This window comes from Rhizobium sp. YS-1r, assembly GCF_000757525.1.
GTDB classification, from domain to species: domain Bacteria; phylum Pseudomonadota; class Alphaproteobacteria; order Rhizobiales; family Rhizobiaceae; genus Neorhizobium; species Neorhizobium petrolearium.
On sequence record NZ_JPYQ01000006.1, the window covers coordinates 639910 to 659603 of the forward strand.

Genomic DNA, 19694 nt, shown 5'->3' on the forward strand with positions numbered 1-19694 from the left:
CAAGTGTCAAAGTTCCGGTTTTTCGCGTCCGGCTACATCCGGCTACAGTCTACTACGAACTGGAAATGGTGGGCCCGGAGGGACTCGAACCCCCAACCAAGCGGTTATGAGCCGCCGGCTCTAACCATTGAGCTACAGGCCCGCCGTAAGGCAAAGGTAAGGCGCAATGGCTCGCCTCTCCTCAGGGGTCGCTCTACCGCAAATCATCAACGGCCACAAGTCGTTGCCGCAATAGCTTCACAATCAACCGGCACGTAGACCTGCCGAGGCGCGAATGTGCAGAATCGATTCCGGTTCGACAAGGCGCGCTAAAGGTAGGATATCATCGTAGCAGGCTCGCGGACCGACATCCCTTGCCGCTCAAACAGATCGGGGAGAATACCATGCGCCTTGCGCTTTCGTCGTCGCGTCTCGTCCTGGCAACCCTTTTGGCAGGCGCAGTTACCGCCGCAGCCGGCCAGGCGTCGGCGCAGGAGTTCCGCCCCCGCGACCCGGTTATCAGCATCTCGGGCGAAGGCGAAGCTTCGATCGCGCCTGACATGGCGGTCTTGACACTTTCCGTCGTGCGCAACGGGCAAACGGCCGAAGCCGCACTTTCGGCCAACAGCGCAGCCATGAAAGAAGTCCTCACTGCAATCAAGGCCGATGGCGTCGCCGATCGCGATATCCAGACGAGCAACTTTTCAATCTACCCCCAATACCGCCATTCCGAGCCGAAGAACGGCGTCGTTGATCCACCGGAGGTCGTCGGCTACGAGGTCGCCAACACGCTGACGCTGAAGGTCCGCGACCTCGATAAGCTTGGCGCCCTCATCGACCGCTCCGTCAAGCTTGGCGTCAATCAGGGCGGCCAGATCGTCTTTACGAACGACGACCCTGAAGAGGCCATGACCGAAGCACGCAAGGCAGCCGTCGCAAAGGCGCTCGCCAAGGCGAGGACGCTGACGGAAGCAGCAGGCGTCAAGCTTGGACGTGTCCTGGAAATCAGCGAGAATGCTGCCCGCCCGATGCCGCAGCCGATGATGCGTATGGCGATGGCGAAGGACATGGCAGCCGAAGCCGTACCGGTCGCAACTGGCGAAAACACCTATACCGTGACCGTCAACGTCACCTTCGCCCTCGAGCAGTGAGATCAAAAACAGACGCCCCCGCCGGTCGATGAGACCGGCGGGCGCTTTCCTCCGCCACCGGGCGATGGAGACGGAAGGATCCGTTACCCTTCCTAACGGCGGATCAGGGGGCAGCCGCGCACGTTGGCGAAAACCACGCGATCGGGGCCGCGTCGTCCGAAACCGACGACGGAGACGGTGCGGCGCGAGACGTCGACGACACGGGTGCGGCGCAGGCCCATGCGATCGGCCTTCCGCTCGGCAAGCCAGGGTGCGCAGCCACGCGGCCGGTGGTCCGGCCGCCAATGACGATCGCGGTCGCGGTCATGATACTGCACGTGAATGCCGAATTCCGGGCCGCCGGCAGCGGCAGTCGATGCGGTTGCGGAAAGGCCAGTGAGCGCGACGAGAGCGGCTATACCGGCTTTGACGATCATGCTGGTCATGGGTGTTTCTCTCCGAAATCCGGGCGGTAGCCCCTGGCCCGAGGTTGTTTCTCTCGCCGTTGCGGGCGATGGGCGTAACCCTAGATCCTCGCACCTGAACGAGGTCCGAATCCGGCATTCAGACATCATTCATCTGCTTTTCATGCGGAGAGATGCAGTACCACCTGGCGGGTATGCGGATAGTCTCGATGCTCGAAGAGATAGATGCCCTGCCATGTACCGAGCATCAGCCGCCTGTCATGAACGGGAATGCCGAGCGAAACGGCAGTGAGCGCCGCCTTGATATGCGCGGGCATGTCGTCCGGGCCTTCGGTCGTGTGCTTCACCCAGCGCATTTCGGGATCGTTCGCCGGTGGCACGAGGCGCGAGAAGAATGCCTTGAGATCGCGGCGCACGTCCGGATCGGCATTTTCCTGGATGATCAGGGAGCAGGACGTGTGGCGCACGAAGACGGTCAGCAGCCCCTCGCCCACCCCTTGGCCACGCACGAAATCCTGTACCGGCTGGGTGAATTCATAGAGCCCCTGGCCTCTCGTGGAAATCGAGATCACGGTCTGGGGCATGGGGCTTCCTTTCATCAGGTACCGGCGGATGCCGGCACCTTTAGCACCAAGCTGGGCTAGATCGACAGAAAGCTCTGGAAGCCACCGTAAATCATCCGTTTGCCGTCGAAGACTTCTTTCCAGTCGTCTCCGGCAAGCCGCGGATCGGCCATCACCTTCTTGTTGATCTCGTCACGACGGGCGCGGCTTTCGTAGGTGATCCAGGAAAAGATGACGATCTCGTCCTCCTTCGCCTGCACCGCGCGCGGAAATGATGTGAGTTCGCCATAAGGCACGTCATCGCCCACGCATTCCACATAGGTCAGCGCGCCATGTTCCTTCCAGACGTCGCCGGCAACGCGCGCTATCTTCTTGTATCGTTCCAGATTGGCCTTGGGTACGGCAACAATGAATCCATCGACATAGGACATGGTCGTCTTCCTTTAGAGCTGAACAATCCAAGGACGGTCGAACAACCGCAAATCCGACATGGCACCGAGATTTTTCTCTGTTGCCCTCTCCGCTTCAGAACTTTCCGGGTTCAGGAGACGAAAGTTCCTCGATCGAATCCACACGATCGGGGTAAAAAGCGACATGCTCCTTGATCCCTGCCACCGCCTCATAGGGGTTCTCGTAAGACCAGACGGCATTTTTCGATCGCTCGCCGCCAAGCGGGATGCTGAAATAGGAAGCCTCGCCCTTATAGGGGCAATAGCTCTCGTAGTCCGTCCGCTGAAGAAGCGACATGTCGACATCCTTGCGGGGAATGTAGTGCACCGCCGGATAGGATGCCTCCTGCAATGTCAGCGAGTTGACGCTGTCGGCGATCACCTTGCCGCCGAGCGTCACTCTCACCCGGGCCGGATTGTGCTTGACGGTGATTGGATGATCAGGCCCCGGAATCTTCTGCGCTCTTGTGTTCATGGCTTCGCCCTTTCGGCTTGGTCTTACAAGACCGGGATATAGGGCGCAGAGGGTCGTCACCAAGCGGCCACGGCGGAACAGTGCCGTCGCCGGTAGCAGACAATCGCCTGCCTAGAATGCCGTGATCACACTGATTCCGGGCGTTTCGGATGTGTCGAGCGTCATCAGCGCCGGCACGGCGGCTTCCAGGCTGATCCGCCTGGCGATGAGCTGCTGAGGCTTCATCTTGCCCGTCGTCAGCATGGCGAGCATGGCGTCGTAACGCCAAGCCTGCATGCCGTGGCTGCCGTAGATCTCCAGTTCGTGGCCGATCACCTGCGCCATCGGAATTTTTGGTGTGGCATGTTCGCCGAGCATCAGGCCTATCTGCACATGGCGGCCGCGCCGGCGCAGGTTCTTGATCGAATTGAAGCAGGTGACCGGATGACCAAGCGCGTCGATCGAAACGTGCGCGCCGCCCTTGGTGATCTCGCGCACAGCCTCGACCACATCCGCCACCGAACCCGCGTTGATCGTCGCCACCGCGCCGCATTGACGGGCAAGCGCCAGCTTGTCCTCGGCAAGGTCGATACCGATCGCATTCGCCCCGAGTGCCGTGGCGATCATGATCGCCGACAGCCCTACCCCGCCACAGCCATGCACGGCCACCCAGTCGCCCGGTCCGGTGCGGGCCTGGTCGGCAACCGCGCGGAAAGAGGTCGCAAACCGGCAGCCGAGGCTTGCCGCCGTCGCATCGTCGATCTCGTCCGGCAGATGCACGAGGTTCGTGTCGGCATAATCGATCGCCACGTATTCCGCGAACGAGCCCCAGTGGGTGAACCCCGGCTGGAACTGGTTGGGGCAGACCTGCTGGTTGCCGGAATGGCATTCGGCGCAGTGGCCGCAGCCGGAAACGAAAGGCACCGTCACCCGGTCGCCGACCTTGAAGCGCATCACACCCTTGCCCGTCGCGACGATCTTGCCGGCAAGCTCGTGACCCGGCACATGCGGCAGGCGGATATCCGGGTCGTGGCCCATCCAGCCATGCCAGTCGCTGCGGCAGAGCCCGGTCGCGCCGACCTTGATCACCACGCCGCCGAACGTCGGCTCAGGATCCGGAAGATTGCGGATTTCCGGCGCCTTTTCAAAGGCATCGTAGAACATGGCTTTCATGATGGCATTCCTTGTTTGGTGGCGGCAACATAACCCGCTTCGCCGCGTGATCAACCGGGTGTTCGCCCCGACGGCTGATGCACCCTGATGACCTGAAGAAAAGCATCACCGTAGCGTTCCAGCTTGGACTGCCCGACGCCGGAAATGCCAAGCAATGCATCGCGGCTCTTCGGGCGTTCGGTCGCGAACGCGACCAGGGTCGTGTCCGGAAAGACGACATAGGGCGGCACCGACAGTTCCCTGGCAATCGCCGTGCGGGCGGCACGGAGGGCCTCGAAGAGTTCCAAATCGTGGCCTTGCAGCTGCAACTTGGCATTCGCCGAACTGGGCGAAGCGCTTCTCGCTGCCTTGCCCGTTGTCGGACGATCCTTGCGGAAGCGCACCTCGCGCTCTCGCTTGAATACGGCCCGGGCCTCCGGCTCCAGCCTCAGCGCGCCGAAGGCGTTGTGATCGACGCTGACGAAGCCCGCGGCAAGAAGCTGGCGGTAGACCGATTGCCAGGTCTTCGAAGGGATATCCTTGCCGACACCGAAAACCGGCATGTCCACATGGCCGAAACGGGTGGTCTTTTCGTTGACGGTTCCAAGCAGCACATCGACGAGGTGGCCGGTTCCGAAGCGCTCCCCGGTTCGATAGACCGCAGCCAGCGCCTTGATCGCGGCCTCCGTACCGTCCCAGGTTTCGACCGGCTTGAGGCATGTATCGCAATTGCCGCATCCGCCTTGATGCATCTCGCCGAAATGCGCCAGGATCGCCTGCCGGCGGCAGCCCGGCGTCTCGCATATCGCAAGAAGCGCATTGAGCTTGGCACGCTCGACGCGCTTGATGTCGTCACCCGACGTGCCCTCGTCGATCATCCGCCGGCGCTGGATGACGTCCGCCATGCCATAGGCCATCCAGACCTCGGACGGAAGGCCGTCGCGGCCGGCGCGCCCGGTTTCCTGATAATAGGCCTCGACCGACCCCGGCAGGTCGAGATGCGCCACATATCGCACGTTCGGTTTGTCGATCCCCATGCCGAAGGCGACGGTCGCGACAAGGCAGAGGTTCTCATCCTTCAGAAATGCATCCTGATGAGCGTCGCGGACCTGCCGCTCCATTCCGGCATGATAGGAAAGTGCACGAATGCCCTGCCCGTTCAGCCATTCGGCCGTATCCTCGACCTTGGCGCGCGAGAGGCAATAGACGATACCGCTCGAACCCTTGTGGCGCGACAGGAAGCGCAAGAGCTGCTGGCGCGGCTGGTCTCGTTCGACGATCTCATAGGAAATGTTCGGGCGGTCGAACGAGGTCGTGAAGACTTCCGCCGAACGGAGCGCCAGCTTGTCGACGATATCGTCGCGGGTATGCGGATCGGCGGTCGCCGTCAGCGCGATGCGCGGCACGCCCGGATACTGTTCGGCGAGCCGGCCGAGTTCGCGATACTCCGGCCGGAAATCATGTCCCCACTGGGAGACACAATGCGCCTCATCGATTGCGAACAGCGCGATCCGCACATTGCCGATCATCTCCCGGAAACCGGACGTGACGACACGCTCGGGCGTCACATAGAGAAGCTTCAGATCGCCGGCGGCGATCGCCCGGCGGACATCGACAAACTCCTCGCGCGTCAACGACGAATTGAGCGCTGCGACACGTATGCCGAGCTGCTTCAGCGCCTCCACCTGGTCCCGCATCAGCGCGATCAGCGGTGAAATCACGATGCCGACGCCGCCCCGGCAGAGCGCGGGAATCTGAAAGCACAGCGACTTGCCCGCTCCTGTCGGAAAAAGCACGACTGCATCGCCGCCCGACACGACCCGATCGACGACGGCGGCCTGTTTGCCGCGGAAAGCGGAATAACCATAGACATGCTTCAGGACGGCAAGCGGGTTCCCCGCACCGTCGCGATCGAACAGGAGATCGGTCGTATTTTCGGTTTGCTGCATCGAATCGCTTTTACATGAATGCCGGCACTATGACACCGGCGACGCGCCGGCAGCGAGTGCCACGCGCCAATCAGAATTCCGGAAAGCCCCGCTTGCGCCACTCGCTTTGCGGCACCGGTGCGCCGACATCGAATGCGAAGGAGACAACCTTGGTCGCATCTTCATCGATTTCGCAACGAAAACTGAGATTGTACCACTGCGCGTTTGCCCGGAAAGCACCGCTCCTGACCTCCAGGACGTTTCCCTGCGGCAGACGGTAGACCTGTACGATTTCGGGCCGATATCGCGGAGAGGCATGGCGCAACTGTTCTTGCATCTCCGTAGCGCAAAGCTGGCCGGCCCGCACACCGCGCGGCACATTGCCCATCGCCGTCGTAGCCACGGGATCGTTCGTCTCTCTTTGCGAGAACAGCGTCTTCGCCTCCGTCAGTTCGGTGGTTTTTTTCGCCGGTGGCGTTTTAGCCGGCTCGCCTTCGGGCTGCGCTGCGGGAGAGGGAGCGACGATATCCGCTTTGGTCGCGTCCGGGGAAGTCTCAGAAGACGGGCCGTTCTGTCGCCGCTCGGCGGCTGCAATATCGACCTCCGGCACAGTGATATCGTCAGGCACGGGATTTGCCGGAGGCTCTTCGGCGACGACCGGCTCCTCCTCCGAAGGTTTCGGCGGCTCGGCGGTCTCGGTATCCGGTCGGGTTTCGGCCGGCGGCATCTCCGCCTCCTCCGAGGCATTTCCGGTTTCGGTTTTCTTCGATCCGCTATCTTTTTCGCCAAACTCGAAGACCGGACGCAGGACCGGGATAGGCTGTCCCCCAGCCTGCTGGTTCGCAGGAGGCTGCTCGTCCGGTTTGGCCTCCTGCTGTTGCGGCGGCTCGGAAGGAGGCGGTGGGGGCGGCTCTTCTTGTTTGGTCTCTTCCTGTTTCGGCGGCTCAGGCGGAGGCGGCGGCTCCTCCTGCTTGGCCTCCTCCTGCTTCGGCGGTTCGGGCGGCGGGGGGGCCTCTTCCTTCTTCACCTCTTCCGGCTTCGGTTCTTCCGGAACGGGTTGCTCTTCCACCTTCTGTTCGGGCTCTTCCGGTGGAGGAACGATCTCGACGTTCACGCTCTCCTCTTCCTGCGGCTCCGAAAAATCGAGCGGCAGGTGAAAGAACAGCACGGCCGCGAAAACGGCATGCAGAAGGATGGAGGCCGGAATGCCCCATCCCATATTGCCGCGCCGCTTCCTGAGTTCGTCCGTCATGGAACCCGATGTAAGATGGAAAGTCGACAGGATCGAGTCCCGACCCATCAAAACAAAACAAATTCCATGTTGTCCGCGGCCTGTGGGACGTTCACTCGTGAGGTCAGTCGCATCGTGCATGAAATACGGAGGTCTTTTTAATCAGACCTCCGTATTTCATCTGCATCCAGACGACTTCTCGGTCTAATGGCCGGAACTGAAAGACCTCTGTGGTCCCACCTGCGCCACGACTTGGATAAACCGCCAATATGACCAGTTCGGTAGGTGCTTCTCTCAGCGCTATTACAGTTGCACTGTCGTCCTGACGCGCTGAATAGCTACGCCGCGTCGCATCGTAATAGTGAATGTCATACTCTGCTCCCCGCTTTACAACTTCGAACTTGCCGTCGGTGATTTGATCGCTGATCCACCCACCTTTGCCAGGCCTGACCAATCCGCCCTCAATAACATATGCACGCCCTTCGGACGCACCGCAGGATACCAATGCCTGTCCGTGGGCAGATGTTGTCCCCAGCGATAGAAGCAACATGCTGATCGCTCTGCCAAATACTCGCATCATAACACCTCCCGCCTACGATCTGTCTTCATACTTCCATCCCTGTCGGCGCATTCCGTTGTCAGGGTTGATTGGGTATCGATTGCAGATTAACGACTTCTGGCCGGACGCCACAGCAACCGGATACGCAGCGCCATGCCTACTGGCATTGCGCCGAACGGTTAGTCAGAGAGCATCTAACCTTCACCACGCCTTAGCTGAGGCCGGCGATCAGCTCGCGATACGCATTCTCGGGAAACGCCTTCATGGTGCGCGTTCTGACATTTCCACCCATCCCGAGGGCCAGAATGAAATGGGCCAGGACCGCATCGTCGGGCGCCTCGCACACTGCAACCATGTCATATTCGCCCATGGTCAGATAGAAATCCTTGAAAGAACCTCCCATTGCTTCCAGCGCTTTCTTGGCGGCATCCAGCCGTTTGGGTGACTCGCGCACGTTCTTGATGCCCTGCTCGGTCCAATTCAGCATCACGATGTAGGTCATTGCAGTTCTCCCATGCGGCACCTCCTCGCGGGGCGCCGCCCCAGTTCCGCATCTGTGAGGATGGTACTCCTCCAGGGAGAGGCGCGCAAACTTGCAACGAAAAACCCGGCCTGCCTTCGCAAACCGGGTTTCCAATCTTCGTCTCGTAACGCCCGCTCAGCTATCGAGGAAGCTGCGGAGCTTTCTGGAGCGGCTCGGATGCTTGAGCTTCCTGAGCGCCTTCGCCTCGATCTGACGGATACGTTCGCGCGTGACCGAGAACTGCTGGCCGACCTCTTCGAGCGTGTGGTCCGTATTCATGCCGATGCCGAAACGCATGCGCAGCACGCGCTCTTCACGCGGGGTGAGCGAGGCGAGAACGCGGGTCGTCGTCTCGCGCAGGTTCGCCTGGATCGCCGCATCAATCGGCAGAAGCGCGTTCTTATCCTCGATGAAGTCGCCGAGGTGGCTATCCTCCTCGTCACCCACCGGGGTTTCGAGCGAGATCGGTTCCTTGGCGATCTTCAGGACCTTGCGGACCTTTTCGAGCGGCATGGCGAGCTTTTCGGCCAGTTCTTCCGGCGTCGGCTCGCGGCCGATCTCGTGCAGCATCTGGCGCGATGTGCGGACGATCTTGTTGATCGTCTCGATCATATGCACCGGAATGCGGATCGTGCGGGCCTGGTCGGCGATCGAACGGGTGATCGCCTGCCGGATCCACCAGGTAGCGTAGGTCGAGAACTTGTAGCCGCGGCGGTACTCGAACTTGTCGACCGCCTTCATCAGGCCGATATTGCCTTCCTGGATGAGGTCGAGGAACTGCAGGCCGCGGTTCGTGTACTTCTTGGCGATGGAGATGACGAGGCGAAGGTTCGCTTCGACCATCTCCTTCTTGGCGATGCGCGCTTCGCGCTCGCCCTTCTGCACCATGTGCACGATGCGGCGGAATTCCGAGATCGAGATGCCGGTTTCGGTCGCCAGATTCTGGATCTCCTGGCGGATGTCGCGGATCGTCGTGTTCTCGGCGCGCGCGAATTCCTTCCAGCCACGAGCCGCCAGATTGGCGATCGACTTCATCCAGTTGGGATCGAGCTCGGCCCCCTGGTACTGTTCCAGGAACGAGTCGCGCTTGACGCCATAGGATTCGGCAAGACGCAGCAGGCGGCCTTCGTTCTGCACAAGGCGCTTGTTGATGTCGTAGAGCTGCTCGACGAGGGCGTCGATGCGGTTCTGGTTGAGCGACAGCGACTTGACCGCCGTGATCAGCTCGTCCTTGAGCTCCTTGTAGCGACGCTCCTGAGCGGACGACAGCGTACCGGTAGCGGCAAGCCGCTGCTCGACCTGCTGGTCCTGCAGCTTGCGCAGCTTCTTGTAGGTGTCGGCGATCAGGTCGAGGGTTTCCATCACCTGCGGACGCAATTCCGCTTCCATCGCGGCAAGCGACAGGTTGGACTCGTCGTCGTCCTCTTCCTCTTCCTCGAGGGCCATGCCTTCACCGCCGACGGCGGTGATGTCGTCGTCATTGGCGGCGGAGAAGCGAGCCTTGCGGCTCTTTTCCTTCTCTTCCGCGGCCTTCCGGTCGGCCTCGATCTTCTCCGGGCTCTGGAACTGCGGCGCAGCCTTCGCCTCGGGACCGGAATAGGTCGTTTCGAGGTCGATGATTTCGCGCAGCAGCGTCGTGCCCTCATTGAGCTCGTCGCGCCAGATGATCAACGCCTGGAAGGTCAGCGGGCTCTCGCAGAGACCGGCGATCATCGTCTCGCGACCGGCTTCGATACGCTTGGCGATCGCAATTTCGCCTTCGCGCGACAGAAGCTCCACCGACCCCATTTCGCGCAGGTACATGCGCACCGGATCGTCGGTACGGTCGGTCGGTTCCTTCTTCTTGGCGGTCGCAAGCGCGGTACTGGAGGTGGTGGCGAGTTCGCCGCCTTCGCTCTCCTCGCCGTCGCTGTCGCCTTCGTCGTCGTCACCAGCGGCGGCCTCTTCCGCCTCCTCGTCCTCGACGACGTTGATGCCCATGTCGGAGAGCATCGACATCGTATCCTCGATCTGCTCGGAGGTGACTTCCTCCGAAGGCAGGACCGAATTCAACTCGTCCATGGTGACATAGCCGCGCTTCTTGGCGGCTTTGATCATCTTTTTGACCGCGTCGTCAGAAAGGTCGAGAAGCGGACCATCTTGCGTACCTTCGCGTTCGTTATCTGCTTCTTCGGTTTCTTTGACTTTTGTTGCCATGTATTTCGTCGCTTTCCCTGAACGCCACTTTTGCCGCGCTTCGTGGCCATCGGCTCAAGACGGAATTGACCGCCTTCACCGCGAATCACTGTTCAACACGTAACGGAATGACCTTTAATTCCCGATTACCATTCGGCGGTCGCTTTTGACGCAGGACCGTCCTGTCAGAAGATCACCGGTCATGTTCGGTGCTATTGACCCACTCCGCCTGTTCTGCCTTGAAATGGTGATTCCCACAAATTAACGTTCCGTCAAGCCTTTCCAGAGCCCATGCCCAGGAAAAGTGGAAAAACCCGCCCAAGACAGGCCTAATAGGGGGACGCTCACCAGATTTACCCGATATGTAGGCGGCACGCCCTCAAAGACAAGGGTTTGCACTTGCACAAAGGACGCAGCCTCAGTCCCGCCGCATCACTTAATGGGAAGCGCCGTCATACTGAGTTATCGTGAGTGCCCTGAGATCGATCTCCGGCACGCATCTTAAATTGATTGCCGTCATTTCTGTTCCATCCGGCATAGTCGCCTCGCTGAAAGGTGCAATGCCGCAATTGGCACAGAAATAATGGGCAATCACATGCTTGTTGAACTGATAGGTCGAAAGGTTTTCGCGAGATGTCGTCAATTCGAACTGGCTTCGCGGCACGAAAGCCAGCAGCGAGCCTTTGCGGCGACAGATGGAACAGTTGCATTCCAATGCCTTGTCGAACTCGCCCTCCGCATCGAAAGCAATTTCGCCGCAATGGCAGCTCCCCGAAATATGCATCGCCATCCATCTCCTCCTCATTCGCGCCGGCGTAGATTAGAGCGCCCAGATTATTCGGCAAGAGCGTAGCCTCACGGTGTCGCGGGCTAGCCGTGGCTGACGGCGGCCCCCTTCACGCGGCCGGATAGCACGCCGAAACCATCGATGATCGCTTCCTGGTTTTCCATACGCAGGATTTCGAGCTGCACTTCCGAAAGCGCCCTGAGCAGCGGCTCGATCTCGCCGGCATCACCCGCCTCCGTCGCCTCAGCAATTTCGCGCTCGAGTTCGATCTTCTGGAGCCGCAGCGCCTTGGTGCGCTTGTGGAGAGACAGCGCTTGGCGATAGCCTTCGCGAGCGTCCTCCATTGCCGCCTGCTCGGTTGCAGTCCAGAGCCGCGCATTGCGAATCTGCTGGTCGAGAGACCTCAGCAGACCGTCGAAACCCTCGGCGGAAAGCCGCTTTACCAGGTATTCGCGCGAAAGATTGGCGCCGGCGGTCGCCGCTGCCGGCAGCATGGCAGACCAGAAGCGCTGCAGATCACGGTTCTCGAAATCGATAGCGGCGATCTCGTCATATTCTTCCAGGAGAAGCTGCGGATGGTTGACGATGGTGAGCGCCAGCACGCTTTCCCGAAGCGCCGACAGATCGCCATAGCCGCGAACGAGGCCGGAACGGGCAAGCCGGTCGGAGATGCCGACGCCCCTCCCGGCGGCGCGCGGCCCTTGCGGCGTGCCTCCCTGCCCCATCCTGCCACCGCCGCCGCGCTGAAAACCCTGTCGCCGGTCGTTGCCGCCCCGCGGAACCGGCGCGAAGAAGCTGTTGAGACGGTCGCGGATATCCTGCTGATAATAGCGGCGCACATTCTCATCGGCGATGACCGAGATGATCTGCTTCAGCCGCGCCTCAAGCTCGGCACGCTTTTCCGGTGTGTCGAAATTCGCGGAAGCCGCCTCGCGCTGCCAGATCACGTCCACCAGCGGCTTGGCTTCAGACAGCACCTTGTCGAAAGGCGCGCGACCCTCATGCTTGACGAGATCATCCGGATCCTTGCCATCCGGCAGGAGTGCGAAGCGCACCGAACGCCCGGGCTTCAGCAAAGGCAGTGCCAGATCGGCAGCCCGGCTTGCGGCGCGCAACCCGGCGCCGTCACCGTCGAAGCAGAGGATCGGTTGCGGCGACATCTTCCAGAGAAGGTCGAGCTGGTTTTCCGTGAGAGCTGTGCCGAGCGGCGCCACGGCATTGTCGATGCCCGCCTGGCTGAGCGCGATGACGTCCATATAGCCCTCGACGGCGATGATCGTGCCGGCCTCGCTTTTGCCGGCACCCGCTTGAGCTGCCCGCCGGGCGCGGGCGAAATTGTAGAGCACCTGCCCCTTGTGAAAGAGCTCGGTTTCCGGCGAGTTCATGTATTTGGCCGGCGCATCCGGTGACATGGCACGACCGCCGAAAGCGATCACCTTTTCCCGCGAAGACAGGATGGGGAACATGATGCGGTCTCGGAAATAGTCGTAGGAAACCGGAATGTCGTCGCCATGCCGCACCAGCCCGCAAGCCTCGATCTGTTCCTTCGGCACACCCTTGCCGGCCAGGAACTCCTTGAGTGCATTGCGGCTTTCCGAAGCGTAGCCGAGCCTGAAGGTCTCGATGGTGCGGCCCGTCAACCCGCGGTCGCGCAAATAGGCGCGCGCCTTGGCACCGCCGGCACTCTGGAGCTGGTCCTGAAAGAAGCGCGCCGCCATCTCCATGACATCAAGCAGCGACATGCGCTCCTTCTCGCGCTTCTCGGCCTGAGGGTCCGGCTGCGGCAGGGCAATGCCTGCGAGGTCGGCAATCTGCTGCACCGCCTCGGGAAAGCTCAGGCCTTCGAGATCGGTCAGGAAACGGAAATGATCACCTGAAACACCGCAGCCGAAGCAGTGATAGCGGCCCTTGCGGTCCTCGCAATGAAAGCTCGGGCTCTTCTCTCCGTGGAAGGGGCAGCAGGCCCAGTAGTCGCCGCGCGAGACATTGGTCTTCCTGCGATCCCACGTCACCCGGCGGCCGATCACGGCCGATATCGGCACACGGTCGCGGATTTCATCGAGGAAACTGTTGGAAAAGCGCATATTCACCTCTGGGCCAGCTTCCATATAAGCAGAGCGGCACCGCAACACCACTGCCAAGCAAAATACTGCCCGCTATTCACAGGCTTGACTACCCGCACCCATGTATATACATTTGTCCATACACGTGGCGCATTACGTGCCTGAAGGCAACTGAAGTCTTTTGGGTACCGCCATGAATCATGAGCAAGAAGCGCTCTCCATCTTCGAATGGAACGAAGACAAGCGGAGAACCAGTCTTGAAAAACATCAGATTGATTTCGAAGATGTGGTATTCGCCCTCCAAGAGCCCCGTCTTGAATTGCGCTCGGATCGAAACGGAGAAGTCCGCATCCTTGCAATTTGTCCCAATACAGAGCGCCTCATAGCAGTCGTTTAGACGATGAGAGGTGAAAAATGCCGGATCATCTCAGCACGAGCGGCCAGACAGAATGAGCAAAGACTCTATTACCACCGTTACCCTCGATGAACTTCGCTTGAAGCGTGCGCGAGGCGAAAAAGGCCAGACCGATTGGGCGCGCGTCCAGGCCATGACCGACGAAGATATCGATCATGCAACTGCGGGCGATCCCGATTGGGCGGAGTTCCAGGATATCGACTGGTCCAACGCCGTTCTCGTCGTGCCGAAACCCAAGAGGTCCATTTCCATTCGTGTGGATGACGAGATCATCGATTTCTTCAAATCCACTGGCAAGGGATACCAGACCCGCATCAATGCCGTTCTGCGGCATTACGTGCGCCAGCAAAAGCGCCATAAGAAATAGAACTGCCCCGCCCCGCTGCCACCAAGTCCATGGCCGCGGGCAAGAGGTACAGACCAGCAAAAAACGGGAATCCGATCATCGGAATCCCGCTTTTGAATTCCATTCAAGATTCAAGCCGCAAGCTTACTTCAAAAGCTCCTTCACCACGCCGGAGGCCTTGGCGAAATCCATCTGGCCCGGATATTTTTCCTTCAACGCGGCCATCACCTTGCCCATGTCGCGGAGGCCCTGGGCTCCCATTTCGGCGATCGTCGCCTGAACGAGCTCGCCAACCTTTGCATCCGAAAGCTGCTCAGGCATAAAGCCCTTGATGATGTCGATTTCCTCGCGCTCCTGGGCGGCGAGTTCGGCGCGGCCGGCATCCTCATAGATCTTGGCCGATTCCTCGCGCTGCTTCACCATTTTCTGCAGTATTTGCAGGATGTCGTCATCACTCACCGGATCCTTGCCGAGGCCGCGGTTCGCGATATCGCGGTCCTTGATCGCGGTCTGGATGAGACGCACCGTCGAAACGCGACGGTTGTCCTTGGCCTTCATGGCAGTCTTGAGCGCTTCAGAAAGCTTGTCGCGCATCATCGTCTTTTTCTCCTTGGGAAAAGCTTGCGCAGGCACCGGGAATTGTGGCTTTTCCTTGTCATTCCGTTGCAGTCATAGACGACCGGTTCGGATCGATCAAATCAATTCACCCGAGCCCCTAAATTCCGGAGGTTTCAATCCCCATGGATTTCTTGGCGGGCGAGATTGACCACCCCGCCTGCTTTGTCTATTTTCCGGCACCTGCACGAGATTTAAATGTCAGGGTTTGCGCCGGGATACCCCGCGCGCCCTTTTCTGCGACTATAAATGGCCCTCACAGCCTGTCTCTTCAAGGGACGGGGCGGTGAGGCAGAAGGATGATCATGACCGCGACCGCTCCAACCACCGCCCCTTGGACCACGAAGAAACCCACCGCCGTTCTCGTTCTTGCCGATGGCACGGTGATCGAAGGAACGGGGATAGGCGCGACCGGCAAGGTAACGGCAGAAGTCGTCTTCAACACCGCGCTGACGGGGTACGAGGAAATCCTCACGGATCCGTCCTATCTCGGCCAGATCGTCACCTTCACCTTCCCGCATATCGGCAATGTCGGCACCAATGAAGAGGACATCGAGGACCTGACACCCGCCGCGCGGCGCGGCGCAGTCGGCGTCATCTTCAAGGCCGACATCACGGAACCCTCCAACTACCGTGCCGCCAAGCATCTCGATGCCTGGCTGAAGGCACGCGGCGTCATCGGCCTGTCCGGCATAGACACCCGCGCACTCACGGCCTGGATCCGGCAGAACGGCGCACCAAATGCCATCATCGCCCATGACCCGAACGGCGTCTTCGACATCGAAACACTCAAGGCCGAGGCCAAGGCCTGGAGCGGCCTCGAAGGTCTCGACCTCGCCAAGGAAGCGACCTCCGGGCAATCTTCTCAGTGGGTGCAGACGCCCTGGGTCTGGAACGAAGGCTACGGAGAACTCTCGCCGGAAGACGCAAAATACCACATCGTCTGCATCGACTACGGCGTGAAGCGCAACATCCTGCGCCTCTTCTCAGGCCTCGACTGCAAGGTGACCATCGTACCGGCCCAGACATCCGCCGAAGATATCCTCGCGTTGAAGCCTGACGGCATCTTCCTGTCGAATGGTCCCGGCGATCCGGCCGCAACCGGCGAATATGCCGTGCCGGTCATCCGTGACATCCTCAAGACGGACATCCCGACCTTCGGCATCTGCCTCGGTCACCAGATGCTCGGCCTTGCGCTTGGTGCCAAGACCGAAAAAATGCATCAGGGCCATCACGGCGCCAACCATCCGGTCAAAGACCACACGACCGGCAAGGTCGAGATCGTATCCATGAATCATGGCTTCGCAGTCGACTCGAAGTCCCTACCGGAAAGCGTTGAAGAAACGCATGTTTCGCTCTTCGACGGCACGAATTGCGGGCTGCGCGTTGCCGGCAAGCCGGTCTTCTCCGTGCAGCATCACCCCGAGGCGTCGCCCGGCCCGCAGGACAGCCACTATCTCTTCCGCCGTTTCGTCAACCTGGTGCGCGAACGCAAAGGTGAACCGGCGCTCGCTGAACGTTGACTTTCGCGGGCATTTGAAAAATCACGCAAGGCCTATTGACCTCAACTTTGGTTGAGGTCGCATAAGACCCCTGTTCATGTCGAACAGGGGTTTTTCTTATGAGCGAAATGAAGAGCGGACGCGTCGTTCGCGTCAATAGATTCTCGGTACCGGCAGGCGCCCGTGACGAGTTCATGAGGCTGATCGGAAGGACGCACGACGTCATACGCGCGCAACCAGGCTTTATTGACGACATGGTTCTTGAACAGAATTCAGGCGCCGAGACGTTCAATCTCATCACCATCCTCCAGTTCGAGGGCGAACACGTCCTTCAGCCGGTCATTGCGGCTGTAGCCAAAGCGGATGCTGCGGCCGGGATAGACCGGCAGATGCTGAGCCGGCGCCTTGGCGTCGAAACCCATGTGGCCTTCTATTCGCCCGTGATGTTGCCCGAGCTTCTTCCGGCTTGATCCGCTCTTTGACGCCAACGGCCCGCTGATCTTCAGCGGGCCTCCTGCATCCGGCGATGCAGCAGCAGCCAGAAGCGTCCGCACAGGAATGCCGCCGCCGCCGCAAGGCCGAGCACGAAGCCGAACCAGACGCCCACCCCCCGGAAGCCGAGCGGGAAGGCGAAAATCCAGGCACAGGCGAAGCCGATCGGCCAATAGGCGATCAGCGCCAGCAGCATCGGCACCCTGGTATCCTTGAGACCGCGAAGCAACCCTGCCCCCACCGCCTGCAAGCCATCGACGACCTGAAAAGCACCTGAAATGATGATGAGCGGCGCGGCAAATTTGAGCAGTGTTTCGGCATCGGGTCGCTTCATATCCAGGAAGAGCGAACCGAGCTCGCGCGGAAACAGAGCGAAAAGCACGCTCCCTGCCAGCGTAAAGCAGATGCTGATCAGAAGAGCCGACACTGCCGCGCGCCGGAGGCCGAGCACATCTCCGCGTCCATTGGCCAATCCGACGCGTACCGTCGCCACCTGCGAAAGTCCGAGCGGGATCATGAAGGCGATGGACGCCAGCTGCAGTGCGATACCGTGCGCGGCAAGCTCGATCTTGCCGAGCATTCCCATCAGCAATGACGCAGCAGCAAAAAGACTAGTCTCGGCGAGAATGGTGAAGCTGATCGGCAAGCCGAGATTGACCACCTCCCGGAATGCCACCCAATCCGGCCTCCAGAAGCGGACAAACAATTCGTAGGCCCGCGTTTTTTCCTTCGCTTCGATATAAGCGATCGAAAGCAGGCAGCCAATCGTGGCCGCGGCGATGGATGCCACGGCCGCCCCTTGCAACCCCAGGGCAGGCGCGCCGAAATTGCCAAAGATGAAGGCATAGTTCATCACCGCATTGGTGAGGAACATGCCGATCGTCACGTAAAGGATGATGCCGCCCCGCTGGAGTCCGCTCAGGAAACCGCGCATCACCATAAGGACCAGATTCGGGAAAATACCCCACTGGATGATGCGCAGGTAGCCCTGCGCCAGCCCGGCGACTTCCGGATCCTGTCCGAGCGCGATCAGCATCGGCTGGGAGAACCACAGGATGGGTGCGGTCACGACGCCATAGGCGATCACCACCCACATGCCCATCCGAACCGAGCGACGGACCGATACGGAATCACCCCGCCCCAATGCCTGCGCGACCATCGGCACCACGGCGCTTGCAAAGCCCGAACCGAAGATGAAGACGATGAAGAACATCTGACTGCCGAGAACCACGGCTGCCAGTTCGGTGGTCCCGAGCCAGCCGACCATGATGACGTCGGTCGTGTTGATTGCCATCTGGGCGAGCTGTGCGCCGACAAGCGGCACGCCGAGAGCAAATGTCGCCCGCATATGCGAGGACCAGGAATTGTCCGCTGTCCCCTTGAAGGTCGTGGCCCGGCTCGACATGGTCTCCTCCACAGACGAAAAAAGCCGCTTCCAGGAACTGGCGAGCGGCGGATGATGCAGCCTATAGAGGAGCATCATCCGTGCGGCAAGGCTTACGCGCGACCCAGCAGAATTTTTGGCTGGTCCCTTCAAGAAATCTGATGGGACAGCTCGTTTCCAGCCGGAACTGCGGAAGTTCTCCGCGAAATTCGGGTCAAGAACACCAGGATAGCCACAGCCATGAAGATCGCCGCCATGATGTAAGGCGCGCCGGCAAATTCAATGATTGCCTCCGGGCCGGTGAAGGCGCTGAAAAGCTGCGTGAAGATTGCAGGACCGATGATCGTCGTCAGGCTGGTAAGGCTTGTCATCGCCCCCTGAAGCTCGCCTTGCGCCGACGGCGGCACCTTGCCGGCTGCAATGCTCCTCAGCGGCGGGTCGGCAACATTCTCGATTGTCGTCGCAAGGATCACGGCATAGACGACCCATCCTTCCCAGGCCAGGCCGTAGCCGGTGAGGCCGAGACAGGAGAAGGAAAGTCCCAGCACCGCCGTCTTCCATTCGCCGAGAACCGGCACCAGCTTCGGCAGGACGAAGCCCATGACCAAGGCCGCGCAGATGCCGAAGAGACCGAGCGACAGGCCGATCTGACCCTCGCTCCAGCCGTAGCGATAGGCCGAGACGAAAGCCCAGGCGGACGGGTAGACCGCATGGGCCAGCCAATAGAGGAACATCACCAGCATGACCCAGCCGATTCCCGGATAATGGCGCATCTGGCGCAGCGCGCCGAGCGGGTTCGCGCGCCTCCATTCGAATTTGCGGCGATGCGCCCTGCCGAGCGTCTCCGGAAGCAGGAACCAGGCGGCGATGAAATTGGCGAGCGACAGGAGGCCGGCGCCAAGGAAGGGCACCCTCGGTCCGAGCTCGCCAAGCAGGCCGCCGATCACCGGTCCCACCGTGAAGCCGACACCGAATGCAATGCCGATCAGACCGAAATTCTTGGCGCGGTTCTCATCATTGCTGATGTCGGCGATATAGGCCGAGCATGTGGCGAAACTGCCGCCCGAGATACCTGCGAGGACTCGCCCGACGAACAGCATCCAGAAGCTGGTCGCAGCCGCGCAGATGAGATTGTCGATCGCGAAGGTGAAGACGGAGGCAAGCAGGATCGGCCGGCGGCCGAAGCGGTCGCTCAAGTTGCCGAGCAGAGGCGCAAAGAGGAACTGCATCGCCGAATAGATCAGCAGCAGCCAGCCTCCGTCGACGGCAGCCGCGCTCATATCGTCGCCGGTGAGTTCGCGCAGGAAGGTCGGCAGCACCGGCATGATGATCGCAATCCCGATGATATCGAGAAACAGGATCATGAAGACGAGGAAAAGGCCGCGGCGGACGAATTTCGGGTCGAGCATCGAGTGTCTCTCTAGGCTTTGATGTTTTCTGGAAAGACGATCGTGTCGCCACGCCGCCTACATAGCCGCAAACGAAAAGGGAAACAATGCGTGAACATTTCAAAGTTTTTGAT

General features: G+C 60.5%; 20 protein-coding genes and 1 tRNA gene. 5 read left to right on the forward strand and 16 right to left on the reverse strand.

Going from position 1 to position 19694, the window contains the following annotated elements; all coding sequences use genetic code 11:
• Positions 1-66: 66 nt before the first annotated feature.
• Positions 67-142: transfer RNA gene (locus JL39_RS07450), tRNA-Ile, on the reverse strand.
• Positions 143-383: 241 nt separating this feature from the next.
• Between JL39_RS07450 and JL39_RS07455 the strand changes: the two genes are divergently transcribed.
• The gene (locus tag JL39_RS07455; protein ID WP_037147906.1) at positions 384-1130 is read left to right on the forward strand and encodes an SIMPL domain-containing protein; all 747 of its coding nucleotides are present in this window, start codon (positions 384-386) and stop codon (positions 1128-1130) included.
• A 92-nt stretch (positions 1131-1222) separates the two neighbouring features.
• Here JL39_RS07455 and JL39_RS07460 read toward each other — a convergent pair whose 3' ends face one another.
• From JL39_RS07460 to dnaG, 12 genes are all read right to left on the reverse strand, one after another.
• Entirely contained in the window at positions 1223-1555 is a 333-nt protein-coding gene (locus JL39_RS07460; RefSeq protein ID WP_037147908.1) for a hypothetical protein, read from the reverse strand.
• 140 nt (positions 1556-1695) lie between these two features.
• Positions 1696-2118, reverse strand: coding sequence for a secondary thiamine-phosphate synthase enzyme YjbQ (locus JL39_RS07465; RefSeq protein WP_037147910.1), 423 nt, complete (start codon positions 2116-2118; stop codon positions 1696-1698).
• A 56-nt stretch (positions 2119-2174) separates the two neighbouring features.
• Entirely contained in the window at positions 2175-2528 is a 354-nt protein-coding gene (locus JL39_RS07470; RefSeq protein ID WP_037147912.1) for a DUF1428 family protein, read from the reverse strand.
• A gap of 94 nt (positions 2529-2622) precedes the next feature.
• On the reverse strand, positions 2623-3021 hold the full coding sequence (locus tag JL39_RS07475; RefSeq protein ID WP_037147914.1) for a DUF427 domain-containing protein: 399 nt from the start codon (positions 3019-3021) through the stop codon (positions 2623-2625).
• Positions 3022-3132: 111 nt separating this feature from the next.
• Positions 3133-4173: a zinc-dependent alcohol dehydrogenase family protein gene (locus tag JL39_RS07480; RefSeq protein ID WP_037147915.1), complete on the reverse strand. Its 1041-nt coding sequence runs from the start codon at positions 4171-4173 to the stop codon at positions 3133-3135.
• 50 nt (positions 4174-4223) lie between these two features.
• Entirely contained in the window at positions 4224-6101 is a 1878-nt protein-coding gene (gene recQ, locus JL39_RS07485) for a DNA helicase RecQ (protein WP_037147917.1), read from the reverse strand.
• A 70-nt stretch (positions 6102-6171) separates the two neighbouring features.
• The gene (locus tag JL39_RS07490; protein ID WP_037148622.1) at positions 6172-7332 is read right to left on the reverse strand and encodes a DUF930 domain-containing protein; all 1161 of its coding nucleotides are present in this window, start codon (positions 7330-7332) and stop codon (positions 6172-6174) included.
• A 103-nt stretch (positions 7333-7435) separates the two neighbouring features.
• A complete protein-coding gene (locus tag JL39_RS07495) occupies positions 7436-7891 on the reverse strand; it encodes a hypothetical protein (RefSeq protein ID WP_037147920.1) in 456 nt (151 codons plus the stop codon).
• 190 nt (positions 7892-8081) lie between these two features.
• Entirely contained in the window at positions 8082-8372 is a 291-nt protein-coding gene (locus JL39_RS07500) for a GYD domain-containing protein (RefSeq protein WP_037147922.1), read from the reverse strand.
• Positions 8373-8528: 156 nt separating this feature from the next.
• Positions 8529-10589: an RNA polymerase sigma factor RpoD gene (gene rpoD, locus JL39_RS07505; RefSeq protein ID WP_037147924.1), complete on the reverse strand. Its 2061-nt coding sequence runs from the start codon at positions 10587-10589 to the stop codon at positions 8529-8531.
• A gap of 415 nt (positions 10590-11004) precedes the next feature.
• The gene (locus JL39_RS07510; RefSeq protein ID WP_037148625.1) at positions 11005-11352 is read right to left on the reverse strand and encodes a GFA family protein; all 348 of its coding nucleotides are present in this window, start codon (positions 11350-11352) and stop codon (positions 11005-11007) included.
• A gap of 86 nt (positions 11353-11438) precedes the next feature.
• Positions 11439-13439: a DNA primase gene (dnaG, locus tag JL39_RS07515; RefSeq protein WP_037147925.1), complete on the reverse strand. Its 2001-nt coding sequence runs from the start codon at positions 13437-13439 to the stop codon at positions 11439-11441.
• A gap of 172 nt (positions 13440-13611) precedes the next feature.
• Here dnaG and JL39_RS32865 point away from each other — a divergent pair, with 172 nt between their 5' ends.
• Together JL39_RS32865 and JL39_RS07525 are read left to right on the forward strand one after the other, a co-directional pair.
• Positions 13612-13815: a BrnT family toxin gene (locus JL39_RS32865; protein WP_348270559.1), complete on the forward strand. Its 204-nt coding sequence runs from the start codon at positions 13612-13614 to the stop codon at positions 13813-13815.
• Positions 13816-13867: 52 nt separating this feature from the next.
• Positions 13868-14200: a BrnA antitoxin family protein gene (locus JL39_RS07525; protein ID WP_037147928.1), complete on the forward strand. Its 333-nt coding sequence runs from the start codon at positions 13868-13870 to the stop codon at positions 14198-14200.
• Between the two features lie 123 nt (positions 14201-14323).
• Here the strand turns inward: JL39_RS07525 and JL39_RS07530 are convergent, their stop codons facing one another.
• A complete protein-coding gene (locus JL39_RS07530; RefSeq protein ID WP_200883926.1) occupies positions 14324-14773 on the reverse strand; it encodes a GatB/YqeY domain-containing protein in 450 nt (149 codons plus the stop codon).
• Between the two features lie 326 nt (positions 14774-15099).
• Here JL39_RS07530 and carA point away from each other — a divergent pair, with 326 nt between their 5' ends.
• Both carA and JL39_RS07540 read left to right on the forward strand, forming a co-directional pair.
• On the forward strand, positions 15100-16317 hold the full coding sequence (gene carA, locus JL39_RS07535; RefSeq protein WP_037148627.1) for a glutamine-hydrolyzing carbamoyl-phosphate synthase small subunit: 1218 nt from the start codon (positions 15100-15102) through the stop codon (positions 16315-16317).
• 98 nt (positions 16318-16415) lie between these two features.
• Positions 16416-16766 (forward strand): antibiotic biosynthesis monooxygenase, encoded by a 351-nt coding sequence (locus JL39_RS07540; protein WP_052182727.1) that lies wholly within the window; start codon positions 16416-16418, stop codon positions 16764-16766.
• Between the two features lie 32 nt (positions 16767-16798).
• Here the strand turns inward: JL39_RS07540 and JL39_RS07545 are convergent, their stop codons facing one another.
• The gene (locus tag JL39_RS07545) at positions 16799-18193 is read right to left on the reverse strand and encodes an MATE family efflux transporter (protein ID WP_037148633.1); all 1395 of its coding nucleotides are present in this window, start codon (positions 18191-18193) and stop codon (positions 16799-16801) included.
• Between the two features lie 128 nt (positions 18194-18321).
• On the reverse strand, positions 18322-19581 hold the full coding sequence (locus tag JL39_RS07550) for a tetracycline resistance MFS efflux pump (protein WP_037147933.1): 1260 nt from the start codon (positions 19579-19581) through the stop codon (positions 18322-18324).
• Between the last annotated feature and the right edge of the window lie 113 nt (positions 19582-19694).